The 26047-nt window shown below is 61.3% G+C and carries 23 protein-coding genes, 1 tRNA gene and 1 pseudogene; 16 read left to right on the forward strand and 9 right to left on the reverse strand.

Features of this window, described 5'->3' with window-relative positions; all coding sequences use genetic code 11:
* Window positions 1-442 precede the first annotated feature (442 nt).
* Window positions 443-2317, reverse strand: coding sequence for an SLC13 family permease (locus J1N60_RS14550; RefSeq protein ID WP_312908527.1), 1875 nt, complete (start codon window positions 2315-2317; stop codon window positions 443-445).
* Between the two features lie 585 nt (window positions 2318-2902).
* Between J1N60_RS14550 and J1N60_RS14555 the strand changes: the two genes are divergently transcribed.
* Together J1N60_RS14555 and J1N60_RS14560 are read left to right on the forward strand one after the other, a co-directional pair.
* On the forward strand, window positions 2903-3724 hold the full coding sequence (locus J1N60_RS14555) for an IS5 family transposase (RefSeq protein ID WP_312912592.1): 822 nt from the start codon (window positions 2903-2905) through the stop codon (window positions 3722-3724).
* Window positions 3725-4103: 379 nt separating this feature from the next.
* The gene (locus J1N60_RS14560) at window positions 4104-4682 is read left to right on the forward strand and encodes a response regulator (protein WP_312908529.1); all 579 of its coding nucleotides are present in this window, start codon (window positions 4104-4106) and stop codon (window positions 4680-4682) included.
* Here J1N60_RS14560 and J1N60_RS14565 read toward each other — a convergent pair.
* Both J1N60_RS14565 and J1N60_RS14570 read right to left on the reverse strand, forming a co-directional pair.
* Window positions 4655-6166, reverse strand: coding sequence for a sensor histidine kinase (locus J1N60_RS14565; protein WP_312908531.1), 1512 nt, complete (start codon window positions 6164-6166; stop codon window positions 4655-4657). The two genes, J1N60_RS14560 and J1N60_RS14565, sit on opposite strands and share 28 nt — an antisense overlap.
* A 214-nt stretch (window positions 6167-6380) precedes the next feature.
* Window positions 6381-9464 carry an HTH domain-containing protein gene (locus J1N60_RS14570; RefSeq protein WP_312908532.1) on the reverse strand — a complete coding sequence of 1028 codons (3084 nt, stop codon included), beginning with the start codon at window positions 9462-9464 and terminating at the stop codon, window positions 6381-6383.
* A 190-nt stretch (window positions 9465-9654) separates the two neighbouring features.
* On the opposite strand from J1N60_RS14570, the pseudogene J1N60_RS14575 reads away from it, so the two are divergent.
* From J1N60_RS14575 to J1N60_RS14585, 3 genes and pseudogenes are all read left to right on the forward strand, one after another.
* Window positions 9655-10035, forward strand: a pseudogene (locus tag J1N60_RS14575) (tripartite tricarboxylate transporter permease); the annotation flags it as partial.
* Window positions 10036-10117: 82 nt separating this feature from the next.
* A complete protein-coding gene (locus J1N60_RS14580; protein WP_253436037.1) occupies window positions 10118-10297 on the forward strand; it encodes an HVO_2753 family zinc finger protein in 180 nt (59 codons plus the stop codon).
* Window positions 10298-10301: 4 nt separating this feature from the next.
* On the forward strand, window positions 10302-10568 hold the full coding sequence (locus J1N60_RS14585) for an elongation factor 1-beta (RefSeq protein WP_254156846.1): 267 nt from the start codon (window positions 10302-10304) through the stop codon (window positions 10566-10568).
* Window positions 10569-10626: 58 nt separating this feature from the next.
* Here the strand turns inward: J1N60_RS14585 and J1N60_RS14590 are convergent, their stop codons facing one another.
* Both J1N60_RS14590 and J1N60_RS14595 read right to left on the reverse strand, forming a co-directional pair.
* Window positions 10627-11448, reverse strand: coding sequence for a YihY/virulence factor BrkB family protein (locus J1N60_RS14590; protein WP_312908534.1), 822 nt, complete (start codon window positions 11446-11448; stop codon window positions 10627-10629).
* 10 nt (window positions 11449-11458) lie between these two features.
* Entirely contained in the window at window positions 11459-12712 is a 1254-nt protein-coding gene (locus J1N60_RS14595; RefSeq protein ID WP_312908535.1) for a cystathionine gamma-synthase, read from the reverse strand.
* A 176-nt stretch (window positions 12713-12888) separates the two neighbouring features.
* On the opposite strand from J1N60_RS14595, the gene J1N60_RS14600 reads away from it, so the two are divergent.
* The 9 genes from J1N60_RS14600 to asd all read left to right on the forward strand — a co-directional run bounded on the left by J1N60_RS14600 (window position 12889) and on the right by asd (window position 20601).
* A complete protein-coding gene (locus J1N60_RS14600; protein ID WP_312908537.1) occupies window positions 12889-13179 on the forward strand; it encodes a 50S ribosomal protein L21e in 291 nt (96 codons plus the stop codon).
* Window positions 13176-13532 carry an RNA polymerase Rpb4 family protein gene (locus J1N60_RS14605; RefSeq protein WP_254156851.1) on the forward strand — a complete coding sequence of 119 codons (357 nt, stop codon included), beginning with the start codon at window positions 13176-13178 and terminating at the stop codon, window positions 13530-13532. Before J1N60_RS14600 ends, J1N60_RS14605 begins: the two co-directional genes overlap by 4 nt.
* A 105-nt stretch (window positions 13533-13637) precedes the next feature.
* Entirely contained in the window at window positions 13638-14231 is a 594-nt protein-coding gene (locus tag J1N60_RS14610; RefSeq protein ID WP_312908539.1) for a DUF655 domain-containing protein, read from the forward strand.
* Between the two features lie 172 nt (window positions 14232-14403).
* A complete protein-coding gene (gene rsmA, locus J1N60_RS14615) occupies window positions 14404-15336 on the forward strand; it encodes a 16S rRNA (adenine(1518)-N(6)/adenine(1519)-N(6))-dimethyltransferase RsmA (RefSeq protein WP_312908540.1) in 933 nt (310 codons plus the stop codon).
* A gap of 6 nt (window positions 15337-15342) precedes the next feature.
* Window positions 15343-16494 (forward strand): mechanosensitive ion channel family protein, encoded by a 1152-nt coding sequence (locus J1N60_RS14620; RefSeq protein WP_312908542.1) that lies wholly within the window; start codon window positions 15343-15345, stop codon window positions 16492-16494.
* Window positions 16494-17072 carry a HemK2/MTQ2 family protein methyltransferase gene (locus J1N60_RS14625; protein WP_312908544.1) on the forward strand — a complete coding sequence of 193 codons (579 nt, stop codon included), beginning with the start codon at window positions 16494-16496 and terminating at the stop codon, window positions 17070-17072. Before J1N60_RS14620 ends, J1N60_RS14625 begins: the two co-directional genes overlap by 1 nt.
* A gap of 185 nt (window positions 17073-17257) precedes the next feature.
* Entirely contained in the window at window positions 17258-18259 is a 1002-nt protein-coding gene (locus J1N60_RS14630; protein ID WP_312908545.1) for a 5-methyltetrahydropteroyltriglutamate--homocysteine methyltransferase, read from the forward strand.
* Window positions 18256-19335, forward strand: a complete 1080-nt coding sequence (locus J1N60_RS14635; protein WP_312908547.1) for a methionine synthase — start codon at window positions 18256-18258, stop codon at window positions 19333-19335. The genes J1N60_RS14630 and J1N60_RS14635 overlap by 4 nt, the downstream gene beginning before the upstream one ends.
* A 231-nt stretch (window positions 19336-19566) precedes the next feature.
* Window positions 19567-20601: an aspartate-semialdehyde dehydrogenase gene (gene asd, locus J1N60_RS14640; RefSeq protein WP_312908549.1), complete on the forward strand. Its 1035-nt coding sequence runs from the start codon at window positions 19567-19569 to the stop codon at window positions 20599-20601.
* Between the two features lie 57 nt (window positions 20602-20658).
* Here the strand turns inward: asd and J1N60_RS14645 are convergent, their stop codons facing one another.
* Window positions 20659-21087 carry a universal stress protein gene (locus J1N60_RS14645; RefSeq protein ID WP_312908550.1) on the reverse strand — a complete coding sequence of 143 codons (429 nt, stop codon included), beginning with the start codon at window positions 21085-21087 and terminating at the stop codon, window positions 20659-20661.
* 204 nt (window positions 21088-21291) lie between these two features.
* Complete coding sequence (locus J1N60_RS14650) at window positions 21292-22041, reverse strand: fumarylacetoacetate hydrolase family protein (RefSeq protein ID WP_312908551.1); 750 nt, start codon at window positions 22039-22041, stop codon at window positions 21292-21294.
* Between the two features lie 197 nt (window positions 22042-22238).
* Here J1N60_RS14650 and J1N60_RS14655 point away from each other — a divergent pair.
* A tRNA-Glu gene (locus tag J1N60_RS14655) sits at window positions 22239-22313 on the forward strand.
* 150 nt (window positions 22314-22463) lie between these two features.
* Here the strand turns inward: J1N60_RS14655 and J1N60_RS14660 are convergent.
* Window positions 22464-23126, reverse strand: a complete 663-nt coding sequence (locus J1N60_RS14660; RefSeq protein ID WP_312908553.1) for a glycerophosphodiester phosphodiesterase — start codon at window positions 23124-23126, stop codon at window positions 22464-22466.
* Between the two features lie 651 nt (window positions 23127-23777).
* On the opposite strand from J1N60_RS14660, the gene J1N60_RS14665 reads away from it, so the two are divergent.
* Complete coding sequence (locus tag J1N60_RS14665; RefSeq protein ID WP_312912593.1) at window positions 23778-24224, forward strand: response regulator; 447 nt, start codon at window positions 23778-23780, stop codon at window positions 24222-24224.
* 15 nt (window positions 24225-24239) lie between these two features.
* On the opposite strand, the gene J1N60_RS14670 is transcribed toward J1N60_RS14665, so the two are convergent.
* Window positions 24240-25961, reverse strand: a complete 1722-nt coding sequence (locus J1N60_RS14670; RefSeq protein WP_312908554.1) for a carbamoyltransferase family protein — start codon at window positions 25959-25961, stop codon at window positions 24240-24242.
* Window positions 25962-26047 lie beyond the last annotated feature (86 nt).

Here is a 26047-nt window from a genome sequence, read left to right on the forward strand (position 1 = left end):
ACGTCATTCATCGCTGGACATGCCAACGCCGACATATCGAGCGTCATCTCTTCCTTCTGTACTCGAAAAGCGTCCTCGTGGAGGGAACCCCAGCTACTATGAAGGACGCTGATGACCTGGAACCGTCCTCGGCGCCGTGGCTCGACTGATTTCACTTTCACTTTTCTAAAGGGTGCCTTTGGCTTTGTGGAAATCCACGCAGCTTGACGGCTTTTAGTATCTGTGCTGAATACAGAGCGCGAATATCGCATGAGATCCGGCCCAATTTGTGAAGGTGGTGGTCGCTCAGTACAAGTAGACCCATTACCGCTACCGGCATCCGTGAACGAAGTGAACGGCCCCGCCGAAACGGGCGGAGCCCGCGCGGACGGTTTTTTGCTTTTTGCAATCGATCGAACGGAGTGAGCGAGGCCCGTAGTAAAAAGGTTGCGTGTGACATGCTTTAGACGCCCCAGATTGCGACGATGCCGAGCGTCGTCACGATCGTCAGGAGCAGTTGCAGCGGGGCACCGAGCCGTGCGAAATCGGTGAACTTGTAGCCACCCGGCCCGTATACCATCAAATTCGTCTGGTACCCCACGGGAGAGAGCAAGGGTGTACTCGCCGCAAACATTACAGCCAGCACGAACGCGTACGGGTCGCCGCCAAGGCGAACGGCGGCGTCGAACGCCACCGGAATCATCAGTATCACGCTCGCGTTGTTGCTCAGCATTTCCGTCAACAGCGCTGTGAACAGGTAGAATAACCCAAGGACGACCACGATGTGGAGGCCACCAGCGAGGCCGATGGCGTGGGCAGCGAGAAAGGCAGCCGCACCGGTTTCTTCCATCGCGACGCCCAGGGGGAGGACGCCGGCAAGCAGGAAGATCACGCTCCAATCGATCGCATCGTACAGTTCCTCCGGTTCGAGGACGCCGGTTGCAACCATTGCGATCACACCGGCGATTGACGTGATGAGGATAGGGACCACCTTGAGAGCGGCCAGTCCGACGACCCCGGCGATGATGGCGATTGCGAGCGGGAGTTTTGCTCGGCGGAACGCCGGTTGCGTAAATTCTTGGGCGACGATGACGTCTCGATCGACCCCTAACCGATCGAGTGCCTCGCGACTCGCTTGCACCAGCAAGATATCGCCACCGCGGAGCGGTCGCCGATCCATTCGCGTGTGAACGATTTCCGGGCCGCGACGAATCGCCAGTACGGTCGCTTCGTACTGCTCACGAAACCGGACGCTCGCCAGCGTCTCTCTGACGAGCGCCCCGTCCGGTGCGATTACCACTTCCGCGAGCACCTGTGGCGTCGCTCGCCCCTCGTCGGTTGCGTCCGCCCCGTGCGAGACGGCATCTACGCCGGAGACCGCTTTGGCATCGATTTCGAGGTTCGCGTCGTGAACGACGCTCTGTGAAACGTGGTCAAACCCTTCGAGGTCGACCACGTCGAGAATCGCCTCCCTGTCGGTCCGAACGAGGAGGACGTCTTCGGGCTGGAGCACCTTTTCCTCGATCGCCGTACCGAACGTGTCACCGTTGCGGAGGAGCGTCACGGCTTCGACCTCCACGTCAACGTCCGCTAACGCTTGTTGGACGGTTTGACCGATTACCGGCGACCTGTCGGGGACGACGACCTCGGTGAGGTACGGCGCTATCTCGAACTCGTCGGTTAACTCTCTCCGTGGAGTGAGGCGTTCCGGGAGCAAGTAGGGGGTCGCAACGAGCAGATAGAGCGAGCCCGAAACCAGGACGAGCGCCCCCAGCGCGGTGAATTCGAACATGGAGAAGGGGCGCCCCAGGTACTCTGGTCGAGCCACGATTGAGCTCGCGAGGAGATTAGTCGAGGTGCCGATCAGGGTGAGCATCCCGCCCAGCATCGAGGCGAACGACAGCGGGATTAGGAGCCGAGATGGCGACGTATTCGTCCGGCGTGCGAGATCGTTCACCACCGGGATCATAATCGCTACTACCGGTGTGTTGTTGATGAAGCCCGCAGAGAAGCCGGAGACGCCGATGATCGATCCGAGTTGTCGTCGCTCGCTATCCCCGGCGAAGGCGGCGAGTCGTTCACCCAACAATTGCACTGCGCCGGTTCGGCGCACCCCCTCACTCAAGATGAACATCATCAGCACGGTGATCGTCGCGGGATTGGCGAAGCCAGCAATACCTTCCTCGGGAGAGATCGTCGTCCACGGCTCGAGGAGGACGAGAACGACGATCAGGAGCAGCGCCGTCACGTCGAGCGGGATCGGCTGCGTAATAAAGAGTGCCAGCGCGACGGCGATGATGCAGAATACGATCAGCATTTCGATCGTTGGAGAGGACATCTCCCCCACTTGTTGAAGCGGGTACTCGGTGACGCAGTGTGCAGTTACTGCACCTCGATCAAGCGAGAGTGCGGATGAGCAAACCGTTCGAAAAAACGCAAACCGAGTACCATTCGGCAAATACATACCGCACTCACAACCTTCGGGATGAAGTGTTCCGGTCAAGTCGAATCGTCGATTTCGATGAAGCTGCTTTTTCCACAGTGACAGGTCGCACGACCCAGCAGTGTGGGCCCACCATCCACCAAGCGAAACCCGGTGTGGACTTTATCACAAGGGTGCAACCCACCATAACCACGTTGTCTCGGTTGAGCATGACACGATAACCATCGGTAGTGTCAGAAATCATCTTTTCTGAACTAACCGTATATTATCAATTCGAGTGTGAATAAGCGGAACTGGTAACTTGGTTCTTCGATACTATGTTCAGTTCGCAGCTGCATGTAGCGATTGGTTTCGGCATGAACGTGTGGAATAAACGAGAGTACCGTGCTGAACTCATCCTCTGTATTCTGCTCTGTAGGATCGCTAGACTGGAAGGTGACGACTGGGTTATCTCCGTAGAAAGCGAAGCGGCAGAGTGTTCTGAGTTCTGAAATCCGCCGCTTCACCCGGAAGTCGGTCGCCAAAGCTAAACACGTTGTCGCTAATCCGGATGCCCCTGCCGACCCCGTCGGCGGTGGCGGGTTCGCCGAGTGGACGATGCTGACGCTCCATGCGCTGCGGATCGAGTTGGGTAAATCCTACCGCGTGACGTGTGATTTGCTGAGCGAAATGCCCGGTGTGCTCGAGGAAATCGGGCTGACTCGGGTACCCCATTACACCGTGCTCCGTGACTGGTTTGAGACGATCACGATGGCGACGTGGCGAGCGTTTCTCGCTGCATCGGTCGAGACTCGCAGCGGTCACGCAGCGATCGACTCGGCCGGCTTCGACCGTGACCAGCCCAGCCGTCACTACGCAACCCGCTCACACTACCGCGTTCGGACGCTGAAAGTCACTGCCCTCGTGGATGTCGAGACGCTGTATATCACCGACATCCACTCGACGACGTGTACGCCGTCGGATTTCCGAATCGGCCCGCAGGTCGCTCGACGCAACGCAACCGACCTGCGGAGCCTCGCTGCGGATCGCGGCTACGACGACAAAGCCTTCCGCGACGCCCTCCGTGAACGCGGAATCCGCCCGCTGATCAAACATCGGATCTACTGGGCGCTCGACCACGCACACAATGCCCGGATGAACAGCGACCGCTACAACAGACGCTGGATGGTCGAAACCGCCTTCTCAAGCGTCAAACGGACGCTCGGGGCAGCCGTTCGAGCCAGAACGTGGCACCTGGAGTTCCGCGAGATGGTGCTCAAGGCCACCGTCTACAACCTCCGCCGCAGCGTCCGCTACCGATGAATCCACCGCCAGGTACCGATCCTACAGAGCACTGTATTCAGCACGCCACTTTTGACAACACCTCGGTAGTTCAATCCCGATCCGTTGAATACAGGGCGCGAATGTCGCATGGTATCCGGTTTGATTCGCGAAGGCAGTGGTGAGTCTCTTCCTGCGACTTGGTAAAGAGGACCTCAACGCCGAATAGTAGGTAACTAAGAGCTATGTGCGGGATTAAATCAAAAGAGCGATTATTGAGAATTGAACACCGCTCTGTACTGACCATAGACAATTATTACATTGTAAATAACTTAATGAATAATAGAATTTCGAAAAAGGTGATAATTGTCTAGAGATGCCACTATATATGGAATGAGAAACGAAACTCGATATAATAAGCATGCCTAACGATTCGAATACAGTGATACTGATTGTCGATGACGAACCGCGTATCGCCGATTTATATGCTCAGCAATTAGAATCTGAATATACCGTTCGCACGGCGTACGGTGGCAAAGCTGCTTTAGAGCTGTTTGACGAGACCGTCGATATCGTCCTGCTCGATCGCCAAATGCCGGATTTGAGTGGAGATGAAGTCCTTGAGGCAATCCGGGATCAAGGGGTGAATTGTCAAGTTGCGATGCTCACCGGCGTCAAACCTGATCTTGATCTTCTAGAACTCCCATTTGACTCTTATCTTGTCAAACCAGTTTTGGAACAAGAGTTACAACAGAAAGTCCGGGCGCTTCGCGCCCGCTCAGAGTATAGTGATCACATCCAGGAGGGGTTCGCGATCGCCTCTACCGTTGGCGTTCTTGAAACAGAGCTAGACGAAGATGAACTCGCAAATAGCAGCAAGTATACAGCACTGAAGACTGAATTTCGCCAAATGCAAAATTCATTATCAAAGACGTTCCAGGAATTTGATGATGAGAGTTTCCGGGCCGCATTTCAATCCCTCGAAAATGAATCCGTATAACTGCTTATCTTTTGTGGGCTGAGCGTGTCTTTTTCGCGGGTATCAACGTTTATAATCTCGATTCGAAAGCCACCCTCCTCCGACTCAGTAACCGTTAAATCCCAGTCATGGAGTTCGACGATTCGCTTTACAAGCGCTAGCCCTATTCCCGTCCCCCCATTCATTGTATGGCCCCACTCGAAGATTGCATCGTGTTTCTCTGGAGAAATCCCGCAACCCGTGTCTTCGACGAAAAATCCTTCTTGACAGGTTCCAACCCGAACGGCTACATCGGAACCAGCGTGATCGGCTGCATTTCGGAACAGGTTTTCGAAGAGTAATACGGCGAGCGGACGAGAACACAGAATTGGTGTCGAAGCTATAACTGTTATCTGCGGAGAGAATTCTGCGAGCCCAGACGCGGCAGCGTCAACGAGCGTAGAGAGTTGTACAACGGTTTGATCGGCCTCGTCGAGTGAGTTCTGAGCAATGATTGATGCCTCGCGGTTTAAGTGTTCGATTCGATCGATGGTGGCAAGAAGCTGATCACGTTGTTCAGCAATATCGTGCTCGTTTTCGAGGGCCGCTCTGGCCCCCTGGAGATGATTCCGAAGTTCATGGGAAAACACGCGAGTGAACGTCTCGAGTGGGGGCTGACTTCCGTCGCTGTGTATACTCGTTTCGATGGTGTGGATGGCCGCTCCTACAGTCGCTCCGATATCTGCAAGAAGTTCTCGTTCTACCTCATCAATGGTTCGACAGGTTGTAAGAAAAAGTACACCAAATAATGTTGTCTCATGACGAAGGGGAATTGATACTGTGGAACCGTCTGTCCCTGTACTGCTGTTTTCTTCGATTGCTACGGTATCAAGGGCAAAATCGGATGTTGTGAACTCTGGTGTGTGACGAGGATTAATGCCGACAGCTGCCCGTGGCCTGAGCTTATCTGAGTCCTGAATGTATCTTGAACACCATGCAATTTGATATAGGTCTGTAGACGCAAGCTGATTACAGACGGTTGTTTCGATTTCGTCGCGTTTCGTCAGTGTCAAAAGGCGTGAGGTGAGTTCATGAATGGTCTCTTGAAGCCTCCGATGCTGTTGAAGTTGTTCATTCAGGGCTGACCCCGCGACAATTTGCTGGATATGATTCGTGAGTTGCTGAACAGTGTTTGCTTCGTACCACAGTGTGTGAGTGTCTTCGGAGACAGCCGCCCAATTGAGAGCTTCTGTGTGCGCAGTCGTACATAACAGAATCAACGGTGAACTCCCTGTCCGTGTTGAGATCCAATTAAGAAAGTATAGTGGATCTGTATTGGGGATCGCACTAATGATCCCAGAATATGATTTTGTGTTCAGGAATTTGGCTGCTGCTGACTTACTATTAGCCCTATCAACTGAAACTGCGTCCTCACTTGCCAAAATTGTCGCAATGATATCGGTATCAACTGAATCAGTTCCTCCGATTATTAGGTACTGTTCGGCACCTTCTCCCTCTACCCCCATCTATCGCTGACAACTCTCTTTTTCTATATTTAATTTTTGTAATCCATCGATCATCTGTGAGCCAATTACTATTGTAGATATTGTTATGTGTTGTATGGCCATTGCTAATGTTATATAGGAGTCAACCTCATCACCGCCCTAAAAGTCAGTGGGTCGTACAATTGCAGAGGTAAAGAATCGGACATCGATCAAGAAGAGAGAACGTTGAGACCGACTAGTCGGCGGAGGCCTGTCGCATGGCGGTTTTGATCGGTTGTTGCTTATTTACCGGCCCCATTAACAGGTCCGAATCCTCGGCACTGGGCGATGATTCGCCCGTGAGTTTCGCCGCGAGTCGGATCCACGGACCGTACTCCTCGTGGTCGAGTAGCGCCCACGGGTCTTGTGGCCAGAAGAGGACGCCGCCGATCGGGTCCGATGGGTCGCCGTAGCGATCCGGTGGCAGTGACTCGATGAGCAGTTCGTCGACAGCCTCGAGGAACGATCCATCGGCGAACGACGGAAGGACAGGGTCCGCGCGTTCCTTGCTCGTCGAGAACGAAAGTGCCAGTCGGTAGCCGTCGTCGGTGACGAGCAAGAGGCCCAGCGACTCGAGGTCGTCGCGATAGTTGTAGACCGTCTTTGGGGAGACGTCGGCCCGATCGGCGAGCTCCATTTTCGAGATCGATTCGTCGGCTTCGAGCAGTCCCTTCACGATCTTGCCCGCCGAGTCCGTCCTGCGTTCGTCGGTGCCGAGATCGGGGACCAGGCAGTCGGCCTCAAGGTTCGCGAAGGCCGTCCGGAGTTCATCGGGACGGATCTCGCGGCGATCGGACTCCGGAGAGAGGTAGCGATGCAGGACGCGGGCGGCGTCCTGGGGCGTCTCGACAAGCGCGTGAGTCGTCGCGACGGCCTCGGCAGTCGGTCGAAGGTTCTTTCGAGAGAGGATGCGCTGGAGCGTGTTGGCGTAGGCGACTCGGCCGGGTTCCGAGCGAACCTCGATCGCGACGCCGAACTCGGGAGCGTCCTCGTGGACCTCTTTCGGTGACTCGAGACGGTCGCGAAGCGGTTCCTCAAGTTTGTGGACGTCGGGCCCACGGAGTATGAATGAGCCGATCAGGGAACCGGTCGGGTCGTCGGCGTCGACGGTGGGCGTCATGGCTGCCTCTCGCTTCTCCGTGCGGTCCTCGAAGAGTTGGCGGTAGCAGGCGTGGGCGCCGTACAGAGATTGGACGGCCGCCGCGTGAGCCAGTGAGTCGGCAAAGGCCTCGCGTTTCTCGAGTTTTAGCCCCTCCGGAACGCGGATCTCGCGGTGGATCGAGATATCCAGTGCCTCGAGGATATGGACGATCGTGCCCCAGAGTCCGTGTGCGGAGCGGACGATCGCCGACCGGAACGAATCGCCGTCGTCGTACTCGCCTCGCTTGTACTGGGTCGTGAGGAGAGCGAGCTCGTCTCCCCACTCGATGAGGTTGTCCCGGAACGTCTGTCCGTCCTCGAGCGCTTCATCGGAGGCCGCACCGATACACCGTGCATCGCGAATAATCGAGGATGGGTCGTCGATCGACTCCAGTTGGGACGGCGTCAACACCCGGTCTACAAACTCCTCGCTGGCTAACGCCAGTGCACTGCTCACCGTCAGTGGCAGCGGTTCGCCTGCTCTCACAGCCACCACTGCCTCCCGGCGTTCATCGTCGTAACTCACGTACCGGGTCTTCTTTTCGTGGTCCTCAATCCCCCCGCGTACAAGCGTCAGGCCGCCGTTTTCCCCACATGCCGCCACCGCCGCGTGCGCCGCCGGGCCCAGGTAGCGGGTCCGGTAGTAGGCGGTGCTGTCCTGGTCGTCCCCTCCCCCACCCAATCCCGTTCCGGTGCATACACGGTCCTGTCTGTCTTGTTTACCGCCGCCATTAACGAAAGACGAAATCGACCGCTGTCTGGCGGTTTCACGTTCGAACGTCTCGAGGACCTGTTCACCGAGGGGCCGAAGCTCGACCTTCTTCGAACGCTGGGGACCGAAGCGGTTCACGAGATCGTCGTCGACGAACTGGCCGACGATCTGGCGAACACGCGAGTCGTTATCGCCCGGATAGAGGTCGTACAACTCCGCGTACGACAGGATACCACTCGGGTCGGCGTACAGTTCGCGGAGCATCGTGACCTCGAATGAGTCGGCCTCGAGGTCGGCGGCAATCGCCTTCGCAGCGTCATCGCCAGAGCGTCGAGTACGCTGACGACTGCACCACTCACTAACACCTGGGAGGTCGACGCGGTGGGAATCGACGACCTTCGAGAGGGTGAGGCCGCTCGCGACCACGCGGACATTGAAACTGTCGGCCAGAACGGCGAGCAGGTGACAGACGTCGACCCGCTGGTCGCGACGCCGGCTCTCGAGCCAGGCATTGTCGACGGCGACCGAGAGCGTCCCGTCGGTGCCAGCGAACAGTTGCGCACACGCGAGGAGGTCTTCGGTCGCGGCCATCGGGCTCTGGTGGATCGATGGGACGAGTTCGCCGACGAGTTGGCCGAGTGCGTTCGTGTCTCCACGTGCGGCGTTGAGGATCTCCGACCGGATCCAGTAGGGAATCCCCAGGTCTTCGAGTGCATCGTACACACTGGCGACGTCGGCCCCGGCGAATAGGTCGCGAAGGCTGTCGGCGAGCGCCGTGCGCACGCTCTCGAATTCGAACAGAGACTCCCAGACGCTGGTGATCGTAGCGTCGGCGTCCAACTCGAGCATTGCGAGCGTCGAAACGGGAGGCTGGTCGGTCGGTGTGACCTCACCGCGTGCGAGGGCGTCCCGATCGGGCCGGGCGGCCCACGCCTCGAGGTCGTCTCTGATCTCGCTCTCGAACAGTTCGTGATCGGGGTCCTCAAGGTCGACGAGATCGGCGAATTCGTCGCCGGGCTCTGAACACCACGCATCGACGAGGTCGGCGTAACGTTCGCGTTCCTCGGCCATCGAGACGTCGACGAGTTCTTCAAAGCGGTTGTAGTCCGACACCTCGAGATCGACGTCGAAGCTATCGACGAGGGACTCGGCGCGTTCGAGTAGATCGGCCTCCTGTTGCCCGTACTGGCCGTTCTCGAGGACGAAGTCGTTGTACAGTTTCGCCTCATCGACCTCTTTGGCGTGATAACGCGATCGCCACTCGGCGGCAGCGTCCCACGACCCGAGCGTCTTCTCGCATTTCACCTTCTTTGGGACGCGCTCTTTCCCGCAGTGGGGGCACGAGATAGAAGTCTGCGAGCGCCACCCGGTCTCGTGTATCCAGGTCTGTTTGCACGTTGCGCATACGAGCACGTCGAAGTCGCTCATGCGGCGACCACCGGCGAGTCACCTGCACGAGATTCCAGGTCGGTCCTCGTCCCTGGGACGCGAGTAGATTCATCGGCACGTGCCGAGTTTCCGAGATGAGGCGCAACGGCTAACTGGAGCGCTGGTGAAGAACAGGTATCGAACAGTGGGTGGGAAATCCACCACTGTTTGCTGTTTTCGCAGTTTTCGGAATACGATCTTCGCGCTCTTCGCGCTCGTCGCCATCGGCCAGCCGCGTTCGGGCGTCATGGTCGCCTTCCAGCGCGTCGACGCGCCGCTCGAGCTCCCGATTCTCATCTCGGGAATCGTACTGGCGGGCGTCATCGGGTTCGCGCTGGTGATCGTCGTCGGCGACGCCTACCTGGAACTGGTCGGTCGCCTCGAGTACTGGCGGATTTCGGCGGTAGTGCTCTCCTTGCTCGTCTGCCTCGCCTTCCTGTTCACGGGACCGGTCGGCGTTCTCACGTTCGGCGTGGCCACCGTCGTCGGGCTGGTTCCCGTTCGCCTGCGGGCCAGGCGCGTCCACCTGATGGGCGTGTTGATCGGCCCGCTGGCTCTCGCCGGACTCTGAGAAGGGACGACCACGGAGACCGCTACCCACGGCGGTAGCGTGAAAGACAACCGTTAAAAGCGACGGGCGGGAAGAAGCGAGTATGAGTTCCACGGACCGACGGGAGACTCGCTCGTGCGTCTCCTGTGGGATCAACATCGCGGGCACGAACGCCGCGTCGTTCAAGTGTCCCGACTGTGGCGCACAGATCTACCGCTGTGCCAAGTGTCGCAAACAGAGCAACCTCTACGAGTGCCCCGACTGTGGGTTCCTCGGCCCCTGATACCATGGGAAAAGTAGCCGCCAAGATCAAAGTCATGCCGCAGAGTCCCGATATCGACCTCGACGCGCTCCAGGAGCGCCTCGAGACCGCTCTCTCGGAGGGCGCGAAGATCAACGGCGTCGAGCGCGAGGAAGTCGCGTTCGGGCTCGTCGCGCTCTACCCGACGGTGATCGTCCCCGACGGTGCCGGTGGCACCGAGGGCGTCGAAGAGGCGTTCAGCGAGGTCGAGGGCGTCGAGAGCGTCAACGTCGAGAACGTCGGCCGTATCTGATCGGGTCCGATCGATTTTCCGTTCCGTCATCGCCGCCTCGAGCGGCGGTCGTTGTACGTCAATCGAACGTCCACCGGTCCGCTACTTCGACTCGACCTGCTTTGACGGCGTTGAGGCCGATTCCGGCGAGCAGCGCCAGCGCCCCGACGTACAGCCAGGTCAGGAGCAACATGACGGCGCCGGCGGCGCCGTACAGCTCGACGCTTTCGGAGGTCGTGAGGTAGATGCGGAAGCCGAACGCACCCAGGGTCCACGAAACGGCCGCGAGGACGACGCCGGGGAGCGCTTCCCGAACCGTCACGTCCGGGGGCGAAAACTGGTAGAACATCGGGAAGAAGATAGCGAACAGCGCCCCTGCAAGGAGCGGGACGCTCGCCAGGAGGGCGACCGTCTCTCCGGCGACGGCCACTAACCCGACCTGCACGACGACCATCGCGGTGACGGCGAGGGCCACCGTCACGAGGACCAGCCCCGTGTCTCGAGCGGTCCGGCGTAACGATCGTTCTGCCTGAACCCCGTAGACGTGGCCGAACGCGCGGTTGACCGACTGGAACGTCGTGAACGAACTCCAGGCGAGGATGGCGGCGGCGATCGCCGCGGCCCGGCCCCGACCCGACCCTTCGCCAATCATCCCGTTCATCGTCGAGACCAGCGATTCCGGTTCGGCTCCGAACGCGGGTGCCGCGAGCTGGAGGGCGCTCTCGAGCCAGCCGACGGTCGTCATCCCGATCAGGACGAAGATGACCAGCGGGATCAGGGCGTTGAAGATGTAGAACGCGACGCCCGCGGCGACGAGAGCGAATCCGTTCTCTCGAGCGACGGCGACGACGCGCCGAACGGTAGACTCGTCTACGGGGAGGGATCGATCGAGTTGGCTCATTCGGATTGACTCATTCGAACGCCGCTTCGATCGACTGCTCGAGGTCGACGATCAAATCGTCGACGTGCTCGATACCCACGGAGACGCGGATCAGGCTGTCGGTGAGTCCGGCCGCGATGCGTTCTTCTCGTGGAATAGCCGCGTGAGTCATCGGCGCCGGCTGTTCGATCAGGCTCTCGACGCCGCCGAGGCTCTCGGCGAGGGTGAACACCTCCGTGTTCGAGACGACGTCGCTGGCCTGCTCGAGCGTGCCGTCGAGTTCGAAGCTGAGCATGCCCCCGAAGTCGTCCATCTGCTTCGCGGCGACGTCGTGCCCCGGGTGGCTCTCGAGGCCGGGGTAGTAGACGCGGTCGACGTCGGGGTGCTCGTGGAGCCACTGAGCGATCGCCCGGGCGTTCTCGCAGTGACGATCCATCCGGACGGGGAGAGTCTTGGTTCCGCGGAGCACGAGGAAGGCGTCGAACGGGCCGGGCGTCGCGCCCACGGAGTTCTGGTAGAAGCCGAAGCGCTCGTCGAGGTCGGGGTCGTTCGTCAGGAGCGCCCCGCCGACGACGTCGGAGTGGCCGCCGAGGTACTTGGTGAGCGAGTGACTGACCACGTCGGCGCCCAGCTCGAGCGGGCGCTGAAGGTACGGCGTGGCGAAGGTGTTGTCGATGGCGCAGATGGCGTCGTGCTCGTGGGCGATCTCGGCAGCGCCCTCGATGTCGACGATGGACATGAGCGGGTTGGTCGGGGTCTCGAGCCACAGGAGTTCGGTGTTGTCCCGAAAGGCCGCCTCGATCGCCTCGAGATCGGTCATGTCGACGAAGGTGAACTCGATCTCGTACTGCTCGTAGACCTGGGTGAAGATGCGGTGGGTGCCACCGTAGACGTCGTTCCCGGTGACGACGTGGTCGCCGGACTCCAGCAGGTTGCAGACGGTGTTGATCGATCCCATGCCGCTCGAGAAACAGCGGCCGTACTCGGCACCCTCGAGGCTCGCGAGGTTGGCCTCGAGGTCGTCGCGCGTGGGATTGCCGGTGCGAGAGTACTCGTAGCCGCGGTGGTCACCGGGGCTGTCCTGTTCGTACGTCGAGTTCGCGAAAATCGGCGTCATGAGGGCGCCGGTTTCGTCGTCGGGCTCCTGACCCGCGTGGATCGACCGGGTCTCGAAGCGGAAGGTCCGTGTGGCGTCACCGTCACTGCCACTATCACCGTTACCGCCACCGTTACCGCCACCGTTACCACTACCGTTGCCATCGTCGGTACCGTGATCGTCGCTCATACGTACGGAGGCAACCGCCGACGGGATTACTGTTCCCCTTCGCGCCGGAGGTTCGGGGCTACTCGGCCACGAATAGCCTCACCTATAGCTTCCTCGAGCGGCCGCCGTGACTCGAGACGAGACGGGTCGAGAACGTGCGTTTTATAACCGTCACCGGTCAAGAGCGTCGTACGACTATGCCGAACTCGAACGGACCTCGTCAGGGAACCCGGCGAAAGCTCTCGAACGACCCCCGAGACCGCGGGACTTCGCCACCGCAACGTGCGATTCAGGAGTACGACGTGGGCCAGAAGGTCCACCTCAAGATCGACCCGAGCGTTCCGAAAGGGCGCTATCACCCGCGATTCGACGGCCACACCGGCGAGGTCGTCGGCAAACAGGGCAAGGCCTTCAAAGTCGAGATCACCGACGGCGGGAAGGCAAAGACGCTGATCGTCACCGCTGCCCACCTCCGCGCCCAGGAATGACGATCTTCAAAGAGATCGTCGACGAGGAGTACCTGACGGTCTCGGAGACGAAGGACCTCCTCGAGGACATCGAAACCGAACGAGCACTCGACGACGAGCGCGAACTGCGATACGAACTCGCGCGTGCCATTGAACACGTCAACCGCTTCGCCATCCTCGAGACCGAGGATGCGAACGCCCTCGTCGAGGACCTCCAGGACCTCGAGAAGGTCGACGAGCCGACGGCATACAAGATCGTGAATCTGCTCCCGCGGGACCGACAGGAGCTTCGAACCGTGTTCGCCCAGCAGCGCTACTCCGTTTCCGGTGACGAACTCGACGAGATCCTCAACGTCATCGCGAAGTACGTTTAAGGCTCCCCGGGCGCCGCCGTGTCCGACTTCGGCTCGCTGTACGTCGTTCGCGCGAACCGTCGCTGAGCCGACTCTTTAAGTATTCCGTCGCCGTACTGCGAGTCAATGAGCGAAGCCGACAGCGATGAGACGGACGTGGACGTGCGCCGAGCGGTCGTGCTGGATTATCTGGCCCACGGGCTCTCAGGTGGCCGCCGTCGCTACCAGCAGTCACCGGCCGGCTACGCCCTCGGCGTGGACGACTTCACGCTGTACCAGGTCGCCTTCGACGAGGATGCGCGGCTCACGATCGGCACCCGAGTCGTCGTCGAGCCGCCAACGGAGCGCGACGTCGTCGAGGAGTGTCACCCCGTCGAGTACGACGACCTCTCCTCGGGTGCCCAGTCCGAACTCGAGTACGTCATCGCCGACCTCATCGAGGAAAACGAACAGCGGTTCGTGGACTTCTACAACGATGCCCAGCCGATCACGCTTCGGCTCCACCAGCTCAACCTGCTGCCGGGCATCGGGAAGAAACTCCGGAACAACATCCTCGACCAGCGAAAGCGAAAGCCTTTCGAGAGCTTCGAGGACCTCGAAGATCGGGTTTCGGGACTGCACGACCCCGACGAGGTGCTGGCGAATCGGATCCTCGAGGAGTTGCGGGACGAGGACCTCAAGTATCGGACGTTCGTGGGCCGAGACCAGCGCGACGAGTAGCGTGCTCTCCTTTTCGTTTCGCCACCGGTTGCGAGCAGTGGCTATTCACGCGACGACTTCCTGCAACGACTATTCGCGCGATGGCTTTTGTCCGACGACGAACGACTATTCACGCGAGTGACGCGCTCTCGAGACGGTGCGTTTACGGCCCCCTGCCACCTATGCCCGGGCAATGAGAGATCCAGACGGGTTGATCGCGAGGGCGGGGGTTCGCGGTGATCCCGACCGCGATCAACACTTTCTCGTCGACGATCGCGTCCTCGACCGGTTGCCGACGTATCTCGAGACGGCAAACCGCGACGCGTCGTCAGGTGAGGGCGAGGAATCGACCGAACCGGCCGAATCGGCTGAATCAACGGAACCGACTAAACCAGCCGAGTCCACCCGCGAGGTGACGAGCCACCTCCTCGAGATCGGCGGCGGGACGGGTGCGCTCACGGATCGACTGCTCGCCGTCGCCGACGAGGTGACCGTCGTCGAACGAGACCGACGGCTGGCTGCGTTTCTCGAGGAGGAGTTCGCCGAGGAGGTCACGGCTGGCCGCCTGACCGTCGTCCAGGGCGACGCCCTCGAGGTCGACCTGCCTTCCTTTTCGGCGTCGGTCTCGAACCTTCCCTACGGCGTCTCGAGCGAAATCGCGTTTCGCCTCCTCCCCGAAAAGCGCCCGCTCGTCCTGATGTTCCAGAAGGAGTTTGCCGAGCGCATGGTCGCCGAACCGGGGACGCCCGAGTACGGGCGGCTGTCGGTGTCGGCCCAGCACTTCGCGGCCGTCGAAATCGTCGAAACGATCCCGAAGGAGGCGTTTTCGCCGCCGCCACAGGTCGAGAGTGCAGTCGTCCGGTCGACCCCGCGGACGCCCGACTACGAGGTCGCAGACGAAGCGTTCTTCTTGCGGTTCGTCAAGGCGGTGTTCACCCAGCGTCGGAAGACGATGCGAAACGCGATTCGAAATACGGCTCACATTTCGGGGCTCGAGGACGCGGACGCCGTCGTCGAGGCAGCAGACGAGGAGCTGCTGGGCAAACGGGCCGGAGCCGTCACGCCCACCGAGTTCGCCGAACTGGCGACGCTCGCCGACGAGGTGGGCCGTTCGGATGAGGGGTGAGAATCCGTGGTAGACGCGTTCACCGGGCTCGAGTGGCTCGAAAACACGTTCCACACGCAGTTCCAGAAGGGAGTAGCGACGGCCATCGTTACGGGACTGTTTCTGCTCGTGTTGATTTCCCACCGACGACTCCAGTCCTGGATTTCCGACCGATCGAGGGCGCTGTACGCCGATATCGTCGCGACGATTCTCCTCTTCGGGACGGGGGGATTGGCGCTGTACGTGGCCGTCGGAGTCTGGGGGGCGACCGAGGAACTGTCGACGGTCCTCTCGCGGTTCGATCCGGACGGGACGTTCCTCCCCCGGGTGACAGCGTCGTTCGTGATGGTCGTGCTGACGTACATCGTCTGGCGATTCGTGAGGCGGCTGTTACACGACGTGGTGGCCTCCTCGACGACGGTCACAAAACACCAGGAGGAGGTGTCGAATCGCGTCATCCAGGTCTTCATCTGGTCCGTCTCGATCGTTGTCGTCCTCAGCATCTGGATCGACGACCTCAGCGGACTCCTCGTCGGGGCCGGGTTCCTGGGGATCGTCGTCGGGATGGCCGCCAGGCAGACCCTCGGTGCGTTGCTCGCCGGGTTCGTCCTGATGTTCTCCCGGTCGTTCGAGATCGGCCACTGGGTCGAGATCGACGGCCGGGAGGGAACGGTCACGAACATCTCGATCTTCAACACGCAGATTCAGTCGTTCGACGGCGAGTACATCGTCGTGCCGAACGACGTCGTCACGACGAGCATCGTCACGAACCGCTCGAAGAAAGGGCGCCTTCGCATCGAGGTCGAAGTCGGCGTCGACTACGGCGTCGACGTCGACCAGGCGGCGACCCTCGCTCGAGACGCCCTCGAGCCGATCGAGGAGGTGATGGACGTCCCCGAGCCGATGGTCGTCACGAAACACTTCGGCGAGTCGTCGGTCGTCCTGGGCGTCCGCTTCTGGATCGATCGACCGAGCGCGCGACGGCGCTGGACGGCCCGGACGAAGGCCATCAGCGCGATCAAAACCCAGTTCGAGGAAGCCGACGTCAAGATCCCGTACCCACAGCGGGAGTTGAGCGGACGCGAGGAGACCGACGGCTTTCGAATGCGAGTCGACGACCCGGTGAGCGAATCGACGGCTCGAGGGGCAGCGTCCAGACGGTCCCCGGAGGACGACTAATGGGAAAGGATCTCGCCGAACGCCGTGGCCTCGAAACCGACGTCTACCAGCCGGCGGAGGATTCGCAGCTGCTCGCGGACGCGGCCTGTAACCGACTCGAGACGGAGGATCTGGTCCTCGAGGTCGGCACCGGCTCGGGGTACGTCGCCGATCGGATCGCCACCGAGGTCGGGGCTCGAGTCGTCGCCGCCGACGTCAATCCACACGCCGCGGCGAACGCCCGCAAGCGCGGACTCGAGGCGGTGCGAGCGGATCTCGTCTCACCGTTTCAGTCGGGCGCCTTCGACGCCGTCGCGTTCAATCCGCCGTACCTGCCCACGGACCCGGATCACGAGTGGGACGACTGGATGGAGCGTGCGCTCTCGGGCGGCGAGGACGGCCGGGCGGTGATCGACCCGTTCTTCGAGACGGTGTCCCGGGTACTGGCCCCCGACGGCGTCGTCCTCCTGCTGGTCAGCAGTCTCACGGGGGTCGACGCGGTGGTCGAACGCGCGGGCGAGGAGGGGTTCAGCGCGGTCGCCGTCGCCGACGAGTCGTTCCCGTTCGAGACGCTGACGGTGCTCGAACTGGTTCGGTAGTCGGTTCGATATTTGCCTTCTGTGGCCATTCGCGTCACGGAGTGATTGCCTCGAGCGAGACTTCCGCCGTTTCGATGCCATCTTCAAATGGACTAACCGCCTTCTCGAGTCCACCACAGATAACTCGTAGGCATACAAGAGTATGGAAAATATTAAGCACCGGCATAGCCTAGCCCTGCCTACGCATGACCGAGTACGTATCGACCACGCCGGGGCTGTTTCCGCTCCCGGACTGGGCGAAAGAGGACTTATCCGACGCGAAAGGACACCAGAAACACGACCTCATCAGCGGCGACGAGGGCGAGGCAGTCACGAGCATCTACGACGAGGCGCGCGCCGAAGTCGTCGAGACGCAGGTCGAGGCCGGACTGGACCTGATCTCGGAGGGCCAGCTTCGCTGGGACGACATGCTCGCGCACCCGCTGACCGTCCACGACGCCGTCGACACAGGGGGCATCGTCCGCTACTACGACAACAACAACTTCTATCGCGACCCCGTGGTCACCGACGAACTGGGCTTCTCGGGCGACGTCGCGGGCGAACTCGAGGCCGCCGCCGCGCTGACAGACGAACCGCACCAGGCGGTCCTCCCCGGCCCGTACTCGCTTTTCGACCTGGCCACCGACGACCACTACGGCGACGAGGAGACGTTCCTGTCGGCCGTCGCCGACTTCCTGGCCGGCGAGGTCGAGGCGTTCCCGGCCCACGAGACGCTGTTCCTGCTCGAGCCGTCGCTCGTCGAGAACGCGCCGAGTGACGGTCTCGACGAACGCGCGAGCGAGGCGGTCGACACCGTCGCGAGCGCGACCGACGCCGAGGTCATCGTCCAGCCGTTCTACGGGGCGCTCGAGGAGAAGGTCTACGCCCACCTGCTCGACGCCGACTTCGACGCGATCGGGTTCGACTTCGTGACCGAACAGGAGCAGAATCTCTACAACCTGCAGGAGTACGGCGCAACCGACGACGTTTCGCTGGGGCTGGCCGACGGCCAGAACACCCTCCTCGAGGAACCCGAAGCGATCCGCGAGCGAGCCGACTGGGTGTTCGACCAGATTCCGGTCACCGACTTCGAGACGACGTACCTGACGACGAACACCGAGACGTTCTACCTGCCGTACGCGAAGTTCGAGGCGAAACTCGAGGCCCTCGCGGAAGCCGCCGCGCTCGCGGAGGTGACCCACGCATGAGTCGACACGAGAACGCGAACAAAGACCAGTTCCGACCCGAAGATCACGCGGCCGAGCACTTCCTGCTGACGACGGTCGTCGGCAGCTACCCCAAGCCCAAGTGGCTCAACCGGGCGAAGGAACTGTACCAGGACCCGGAGCACGGCTTCGACGCCGACGACTACCAGGAGGCCAAAGACGACGCGGCGCGTCTCATCACGAACGAACACGAGCGCGCGGGCCTCGACGTGGTCGTCGACGGCGAGATGCGGCGCAACGAGATGGTCGAGTACTTCGCCCACCGGATCGACGGCTACGAGTTCAACGGTCCGGTTAAGGTCTGGGGCCACAACTACTTCGACAAGCCCTCCGTCGTCAGCGAGGTCGAGTACGACGAGACGTGGCTGGTCGAGGAGTACGAGTTTACGGCGTCGGCAACCGACCGCCCGGTGAAGGTCCCCATCACGGGTCCGTACACCCTCGCGAACTGGTCGTTCAACGAAGCCTACGACGACGAGGAGGCCCTCGCGTACGACCTCGCTAATCTGGTCAACGAGGAGATCGAAAAGCTCGTCGAGGCTGGCGCGCGGTACATCCAGATCGACGAACCCGCCCTCGCGACTACGCCCGACGACCACGCTATCGTCGGCGAGTGTCTCGAGCGCATCGTCGCCGACATCCCCGAGGACGTGCGAATCGGCCTCCACGTCTGCTATGGCGACTACTCCCGGATCTACCCCGAAATACTGGAGTTCCCCGTCGACGAGTTCGACCTCGAGCTCGCCAACGGCGACTACGACCAGCTCGAGGTGTTCAAAGACCCCGAGTTCACGAAGGACCTGGCCTTCGGCGTCGTCGACGTCCACGACGCCGAGGTCGAGTCGGTCGAGGACATCGAGCGCAACATCGAGAAGGGCCTCGAGGTCGTCCCCCCGGAACAGCTGGTCGTTTCGCCCGACTGCGGTGTGAAACTCCTCCCCCGCAAGGTTGCTTACGGGAAGATGAAGAACATGGTCGAAGCCGCCCGCAACGTCGAGCAGCGCCTCGACGAGGGCGACCTCGAGGTGCAGTCGCGAGTGGCGCCGGCGGACGACTGAGCAGCTCCCACCCCCTACCTCGTTTTCAGCCGACTCGTTCTCAACGAATTCCCGCGCCTCGAGCGACTGTCGTTCGCGTCACGAGTCCTCGAGTCACTGCAAACAGTGACGCCCCTCGAGTCGCTGCAAACCGTGACATCACTGTAGTCACTGCAAGGTGACACCCCACGAACCACTGCAAACGGTGACACCATCCAAACCGTTTTGCGCGCCCGGTTCCCAGGGCCGACAATGACCGTACGAGCAGGCATCCTCGGCGCAACCGGCGCCGTCGGACAGCGACTCATCCAGCTTCTGGAACCTCACCCCGACTTCGACATCGCGGCGCTCACCGCCAGCGACTCGAGTGCAGGCAAACCCTACCGCGAGGCCGCGAAGTGGCGCGTCGACACGCCAATTCCGGACGCCGTCGCCGACGTGACCGTCACCGAAACCGACCCCAACGCCGTTCCCGACGACGTCGACCTCCTCTTCTCCTCGCTCCCCTCGAGCGTCGGCGCCGCCGTCGAACCCGGCTTCTGCGAGGCGGGCTACGTCGTCTCCTCGAACTCCTCGAACGCCCGGATGGCCCCGGACGTGCCGCTGATCATCCCGGAGGTCAACGCCGAGCACCTCGACCTGCTCGAGGTCCAGCGCGACGAGCGCGGATGGGACGGCGCGCTGGTCAAGAACCCGAACTGCTCGACGATCACCTTCGTCCCGACGCTCGCCGCCCTGGCCGAGTTCGACCTCGAACGCGTCCACGTCGCCACCCTGCAGGCGGTGTCGGGAGCCGGCTACGACGGCGTCACCTCGATGGAGATCATCGACAACGCCATCCCCCACATCAGGAGCGAGGAAGAGAAACTCGAGACCGAGTCGAAGAAGCTCCTGGGTACGTTCGACGGCGCGGCACTCTCCCAGCACGACGTCGACGTCAGCGCCTCGTGTAACCGCATTCCGACGCTGGACGGTCACCTGGAGAACGTCTGGGTCGAGGCCGGCGACGACCTGACGCACGAAGCCGCCGCCGAGGCACTCGAGGCGTACCCCTCGCTCGACCTCCCCTCCTCGCCGGAGCCGCTGATCCACGTCTTCGAGGACCTCGAGCGACCCCAGCCTCGCCTCGACCGCACCCTGGGAGAGGGAATGGCAATCTCCGTAGGCGGGCTCCAGGAGTCGACCTTCGGCCTGCAGTACAACTGCCTCGCCCACAATACGATTCGCGGGGCGGCGGGCGCGAGCGTGCTGAACGGCGAACTGTTGCTCGAGAACGGGTACCTCTAGGGTTTGGGCCCGACCGTGGACCGACAGTGGGCCGACTGTGGCTGACTGCGGACCGACTCACTCCTCGACCGGCAACACCAGTACCGGGAGCGTCGCCTTTCTGATCAGCCGTCGGGTCGTATCGCCGCTCAACATTTCGACCAGCCGGTTCCCCTTCCGCGGGACGAACGCGACCCCGTCGGCCCCGCGGTCGTCAGCAGCCTCGAAGATGGCGTCGACCACGTCCGTCCCGTACAGGACCTCTGTCTCGACGCGGGCACCCGTTTCCTCGAGTGGACCGCGTGCTCGCGAAAAGACGTCGTCGGCGAACTCTCGTCGAGCCTCGAGCGGCGCCTTGTCGGGCGCCCCGCCGCCTTTCTCGACGACGTGGACGACCAGGACGGTGTTTTCCGGGCCGATACGCGGTGCGAGCGCCCTCGCCGTTCGCTCGGCATCGTCGGGGTCGGCCGCCGGAACGAGGATGGGACCGTCGAACGTAATCGCCATCAGTACGCCTCCGCCGTCGCACGTGAATTCGCGTCTCGAGTCGGAGCGAACGGGCTCGAGTTCGTGGCCGTGTCTCGTCGCATACGCCTCGATTCGTTCTCGGGGACGATAAATGTCGGTCGGCGCACGCTCTGGAATCGAAATCGACGGCGCCGACTCGTGGGTCGATACTACAAAATATATCGTGTAGTATGGTGCGCAGCGTCAGCGAGGCGCGTCAGGGATCCGAACCTCGTGTGCGAGCGTCCCGACACCCTCGACCTCGATTTCGACGGTATCGCCGTCCTCGAGCGGCCCGACGCCCTCGGGAGTGCCGGTCGCGATCACGTCGCCGGCCTCGAGCGTGAGGTAGGTCGTGATCTCCGCGATGAGTTCCGGAATCGAGAAGATGAGTTGGGAGCGCGCCCCATCCTGTTTCAGTTCGCCGTTGACGCGCGAGCGGACGAACGCGTCCGCGGGTACTTCGTCGGGCGTCGCGAGCACGGGACCGATGGGCGCGGCGCCGTCGAACGCTTTCCCGCGGACCCAGTTTTTCTCCTGGCGCTGGTCGTCGCGGTTCGAGAGGTCGTTCACGCAGGTGAAGCCCTCGACGACGTCCATCGCGTCCTCGACCGGGACGTGGCGACACTGCTCGCCGATGACGACGCCGAGTTCGGCCTCGTAGTCGATTCGCTCCTTCCCGCCGGGGACGGTGACGGTATCGCCGTGGGCTGCCAGGGTGTTCGGCGGTTTGAGGAAGAGCAACGGGCGGTCGGGGACGTCGGAGTCCATCTCCGCGGCGTGGTCGGCGTAGTTGCGTCCGATGCAGACGACCTTCGAGGGCTCACACGGCGGGAGAAGGTCGACTTCGTCGCTCTCGAGGTCGTAGCTATCGGATCCGAACTGGACGCGGCCGTTCTCGAGTCGGCCCCGTCGAATCGCTCCGGCCGGATCGCGAAATCTGACGAATTTCATGCTGTACGTGCGTGCTCGCGCGCCTGGACGAAAAGCGTTGAGAAGGTGGCGAAGGCTCCCGTCGGAAGTGGGGCTCGAAGCGCCAGCGAACGATTCGACGCGCTATCGGAGGACTCGAGGCGTTCGTCACGGGCTATCACCCTCGCCGCGGAACGGAACGCTTTTTACTAGCCCCGGGAAACGATTGGATGCGACTCGCTCCGTTGGTGTAGTCCGGCCAATCATTTCGGCCTTTCGAGCCGATGACCTGGGTTCAAATCCCAGACGGAGCACTACTCGACCGAGTGTTGCGAGGGAGCCAAACGCACACGCTCTGGATTTGAATCGACGAGTCGCACCACTCGAGTGAAACTTGCGTCCACGAGGTTCGATGCCGTCGAAATCGAAATTCGGTCGGTAATCGTGACCTCTCGAGGATCGGGTTAGTTGTTGGTAGCGAAGGTGTCCATGTTTGGATAGTCCGCAATGAGGCCGTCGACGTTCAACTCGATTGGCTCCTGTGCCTCTCGCCAGCTATCGATTGTCCAGACGTTGACCTCGCGACCTTCCGCGTGTGCGGTTTCCACGAGGTCACGGTCGAGCACGCCGGTCGATGGATTGACCGCTTCGGCATCCAGCTCCCTGGCGATCGCCAGATTCTCGTCCTTGTTCCGCCCGAAAATCGGCGCCACGGCGACGCTCGGGTCGACGTTACGAACCGCTCTGAGCGCGTCCGGATCGAACGAGGACGCGTAGTAGTCGCCAGGATATCGCGACGCGATACGCAGTGTCCGCTCCGCGAACTCCTCCCAGGAGAGGGGCCCTCGATCTTTGAATTCGATGTTGATCGTGACGTTCGGTCTGGCCGCGTCGAACGTTTCGGCCAGCGTCGGGATCGTCTCCCCGGAGTCGAGTACTTCCGCTTCCAGGACGGAGTCGGAGTGCGTTTCGCTGACGAGCCCTTCTTTGTCCGTGAGGTGATCGAGACGTGCGTCGTGGAAGACGACGATTTCCCCGTCGCTCGTCGCCTCTGTGTCGATTTCGATCCTCTCAGCGCCGAGTCGCGACGAACCTTCGACGGCCGCAATCGTGTTCTGGGGGAACACGTCTCTGTATCCTCGGTGAGCCGTTATGTAGGGCCCGTCTCGTGATTTACGGTCCGCTTCTCGACCACCCTGTGCGCTTCCAGTACTGCCTAGCAATCCAAGGCCGAGTGCGCCTGCACTCGCTTTCAGTACGGTTCGTCGCGACAGTCTTTCCTTCAGTATCTTTAATCCCATAATGCATGCTCTGACTCAATACAGTAGTATATAATCTATCACCTGTATATTTGGAGGAAATACAGTTGAGTGAGCTGTCAATGAATTCTCAAAATTCAGTGGAGACCGACATTCGACCTCCAATTGGCCAGTGAGCAGCCGACCGATACCACCTACTGTTCTTGAGACTACTCCGCCAGTAGCCGTCTCCTCCCACGTATCAACGTTCGACCCGCCGATGACGTTGCCAACGATAGCTGTCGTGAGAACCGGGATTTCTCCCGACGGTATCGACGCTAATTTTCTTCACGAACGATAGAGTCCGTGTTGAGGCTACGCAGGTCGAAAAGGAATCGATCGGATCAATCCTCTACGATGTTCGAGTGCCTTCCATCGATAGTAGATGACTGCGGCGACGCGTCCCTGATCGTCTTCCACCTGGCCGAATCCTCGATTCGGGCCGATATACTCATTTACCCCATCTACCGACTAGAGACGATGAAAGAAGGCGAACCCTCGGCCGACGTGCTCCTCGTCGAGGACAATCCGGGTGATATTCGGCTCGTCACCGAGGCGTTCGCGACCGGTGACAGTGAGAGTACACTGCACGTCACGAAAGACGGAATCGAGGCGCTCGAGTTCTGTCACCGCCGCGGTGCGTACGAGAACGCGCCGCGCCCGGATCTCGTCGTACTCGACCTCAATTTGCCCCGAAAACACGGCGTGGAAGTACTCGAGGAACTCAAATCCGACCCCGACCTCATGACGATTCCGGTGATCGTACTCACCAGCTCGGAGAGCCGCGAGGACATGCGCAGATCGTACGAATGCTACGCGAACGCCTACGTCACCAAACCGGTCGATCCCACCGAGTTCATCGAGACGATCCAGTCGCTCGAGACGTTCTGGCTCTCGGTCGTTCGATTGCCGACGTGGGTGCGGTAGTCGGCGACTCGCGTTCTATGCCGACTCTTTCTCCACGACGAGGTCCTCGAGGACGAGCACGTCCAGTCCCATCCCGTAGAAGTCCTTGATCGCGTGCGTCGGGGTTCTGACGATTGGTTCGGCGTGGTCGTTGAACGACGTGTTCAGGACGACGGGAACACCCGTGATGTCGGCGAACTCGGAGATGAGCCGGTGGTATCGTGGATGCTGGTCTTTCCGTACCGTCTGGGGTCGCGTCGAATCGTCGGCGGGATGCAAGACGGCCTCGAGATCGCCGACCGTCTCCGGGTTTACGTCGAACGCGTCGATCATAAACGGGGCCGGTTCTCCGTCGGTCAGGTACTCCTCGGCGGCCGACTCGAGCATCGACGGCGCGAAAGGACGCCACTCCTCGCGGTGTTTGACGAACCGATTGACTCGGTCGCGGGAGGCTGCCGTTCGCGGATCGGCGAGGATGCTTCTGGCGCCGAGGGCCCGCGGCCCGAGCTCCATCCGGCCCTGGAACCAGCCGACCAGGTCGCCGTCGGCGATCCGTTCGGCGACGTAGCGCTCGAGGCCGTCGGGTTCGACGTAGGAGAGTTTGTTCGTCTCGAGAGTCGACCGGATCTCCTCGGTTTCGTACTCGGGGCCGAGGTAGACGTGCGTCTGCCGGTCGACGTTAATCGGCCGCTGGCGCGCCCAGCCAGCCCCCAGCGCGAGGCCGGCGTCGTGAGCGACTGGCTGGACGAACGTCTCCTCGACGACGGGCAACTCGCGAACGCGCTGGTTCAGTTTGCAATTGAGCGCGACGCCGCCGGCCATGGCGACTTTTCCCGTCCCGAGGCGGTCGACGGCCGCTTCGACGATGTCGATAACCGTCTCTTCGAGCAACTTCTGGGCCGTGTGAGCGAGGTCTTTCTCCCACTGGTCGAACTCGCCGGGCGTCTCGTTTCGAGGTCGGTCGAACGCCTCCTCGAGCGCTTCCACGCCGTGACCGGTCCCCCAGCGTTTCGTCAAGCTGGTCACGTCGTAGTCGACGCCCGTTTCGATCAGCGTACGGAGGGTGTGTTCGATTTCGGTGTTGTCCTCGCCGTACGGTGCCAGCCCCATGACCTTCCCCTCGCCGTTGAACATGCGGTAGCCGAGGTACTCCGTGATGATGGCGTAAAACAGTCCGAGGCTGTTGGGGTGTTCGTACGTCCGAGCCCGCCGAAGGCCGTCCTCGGTGGCGTGCCAGACGACCGTCGAGTCGTACTCGCCTTTCGCGTCGATCGTGAGAACGACCCCCTCGTCGAACCCCGAGGGATGGAACGCGCTCGTCGCGTGACAACGGTGGTGGGCGATCGTCTCGACCGGCGGTAACGGCGTACCGAAGGCCTCGAGTCGACGCTCGATCTGTCGCGTCGGCAAGAACCGACTCCGGACCTGCGTGACGAGCGCCTCCTCGAGTGCAGAAATCGTCCGGCCGAATCCGGGTGCGCGGATTGCGTCGGTCACGTAGTGAGCGGTGATCCTCCCGCGAAGCGTGGGATCGTAGGGCAAGACGATCCGGTCGAGGTCCGTTATGTCCAGCTCTTGGTACTCGAGACACGCCTCGATAGCATTGGAGGGGAACGTCTCGGTGGCGTGTTTCTCCCGCGTGTAGCGTTCTTCTTCGACGCCGAATACAGGAACGCCATCCTCGAAGAGGACCGCACTGGGATCGTGCTGGCCGTACAGTCCAATCGCGGGTTTAAATGCGAGTAGATAATCCGTCATGGTGGCGACTGGTTTCGATACTCGTACCGAATCGAGAGATACACAAAACACCCTTGGTCTTTTGCTGGACTGGAAAATCGCAGCTT

It is taken from the genome of Natronosalvus caseinilyticus (assembly GCF_017357105.1).
Classification (GTDB): Archaea; Halobacteriota; Halobacteria; order Halobacteriales; family Natrialbaceae; genus Natronosalvus; species Natronosalvus caseinilyticus.

Excerpts from the sequence above, each read along its gene's own strand:
- J1N60_RS14550 (WP_312908527.1), bottom strand. The coding sequence starts at position 2,317 with ATGTCCTCTCCAACGATCGAAATGCTGATCGTATTCTGCATCATCGCC.
- J1N60_RS14560 (WP_312908529.1), top strand. The coding sequence starts at position 4,104 with ATGCCTAACGATTCGAATACAGTGATACTGATTGTCGATGACGAACCG.
- J1N60_RS14565 (WP_312908531.1), bottom strand. The coding sequence starts at position 6,166 with ATGGGGGTAGAGGGAGAAGGTGCCGAACAGTACCTAATAATCGGAGGA.
- J1N60_RS14570 (WP_312908532.1), bottom strand. The coding sequence starts at position 9,464 with ATGAGCGACTTCGACGTGCTCGTATGCGCAACGTGCAAACAGACCTGG.
- J1N60_RS14580 (WP_253436037.1), top strand. The coding sequence starts at position 10,118 with ATGAGTTCCACGGACCGACGGGAGACTCGCTCGTGCGTCTCCTGTGGG.
- J1N60_RS14585 (WP_254156846.1), top strand. The coding sequence starts at position 10,302 with ATGGGAAAAGTAGCCGCCAAGATCAAAGTCATGCCGCAGAGTCCCGAT.
- J1N60_RS14590 (WP_312908534.1), bottom strand. The coding sequence starts at position 11,448 with ATGAGCCAACTCGATCGATCCCTCCCCGTAGACGAGTCTACCGTTCGG.
- J1N60_RS14595 (WP_312908535.1), bottom strand. The coding sequence starts at position 12,712 with ATGAGCGACGATCACGGTACCGACGATGGCAACGGTAGTGGTAACGGT.
- J1N60_RS14600 (WP_312908537.1), top strand. The coding sequence starts at position 12,889 with ATGCCGAACTCGAACGGACCTCGTCAGGGAACCCGGCGAAAGCTCTCG.
- J1N60_RS14605 (WP_254156851.1), top strand. The coding sequence starts at position 13,176 with ATGACGATCTTCAAAGAGATCGTCGACGAGGAGTACCTGACGGTCTCG.
- J1N60_RS14610 (WP_312908539.1), top strand. The coding sequence starts at position 13,638 with ATGAGCGAAGCCGACAGCGATGAGACGGACGTGGACGTGCGCCGAGCG.
- rsmA (WP_312908540.1), top strand. The coding sequence starts at position 14,404 with ATGAGAGATCCAGACGGGTTGATCGCGAGGGCGGGGGTTCGCGGTGAT.
- J1N60_RS14625 (WP_312908544.1), top strand. The coding sequence starts at position 16,494 with ATGGGAAAGGATCTCGCCGAACGCCGTGGCCTCGAAACCGACGTCTAC.
- J1N60_RS14630 (WP_312908545.1), top strand. The coding sequence starts at position 17,258 with ATGACCGAGTACGTATCGACCACGCCGGGGCTGTTTCCGCTCCCGGAC.
- J1N60_RS14635 (WP_312908547.1), top strand. The coding sequence starts at position 18,256 with ATGAGTCGACACGAGAACGCGAACAAAGACCAGTTCCGACCCGAAGAT.
- asd (WP_312908549.1), top strand. The coding sequence starts at position 19,567 with ATGACCGTACGAGCAGGCATCCTCGGCGCAACCGGCGCCGTCGGACAG.
- J1N60_RS14645 (WP_312908550.1), bottom strand. The coding sequence starts at position 21,087 with ATGGCGATTACGTTCGACGGTCCCATCCTCGTTCCGGCGGCCGACCCC.
- J1N60_RS14650 (WP_312908551.1), bottom strand. The coding sequence starts at position 22,041 with ATGAAATTCGTCAGATTTCGCGATCCGGCCGGAGCGATTCGACGGGGC.
- J1N60_RS14665 (WP_312912593.1), top strand. The coding sequence starts at position 23,778 with ATGAAAGAAGGCGAACCCTCGGCCGACGTGCTCCTCGTCGAGGACAAT.
- J1N60_RS14670 (WP_312908554.1), bottom strand. The coding sequence starts at position 25,961 with ATGACGGATTATCTACTCGCATTTAAACCCGCGATTGGACTGTACGGC.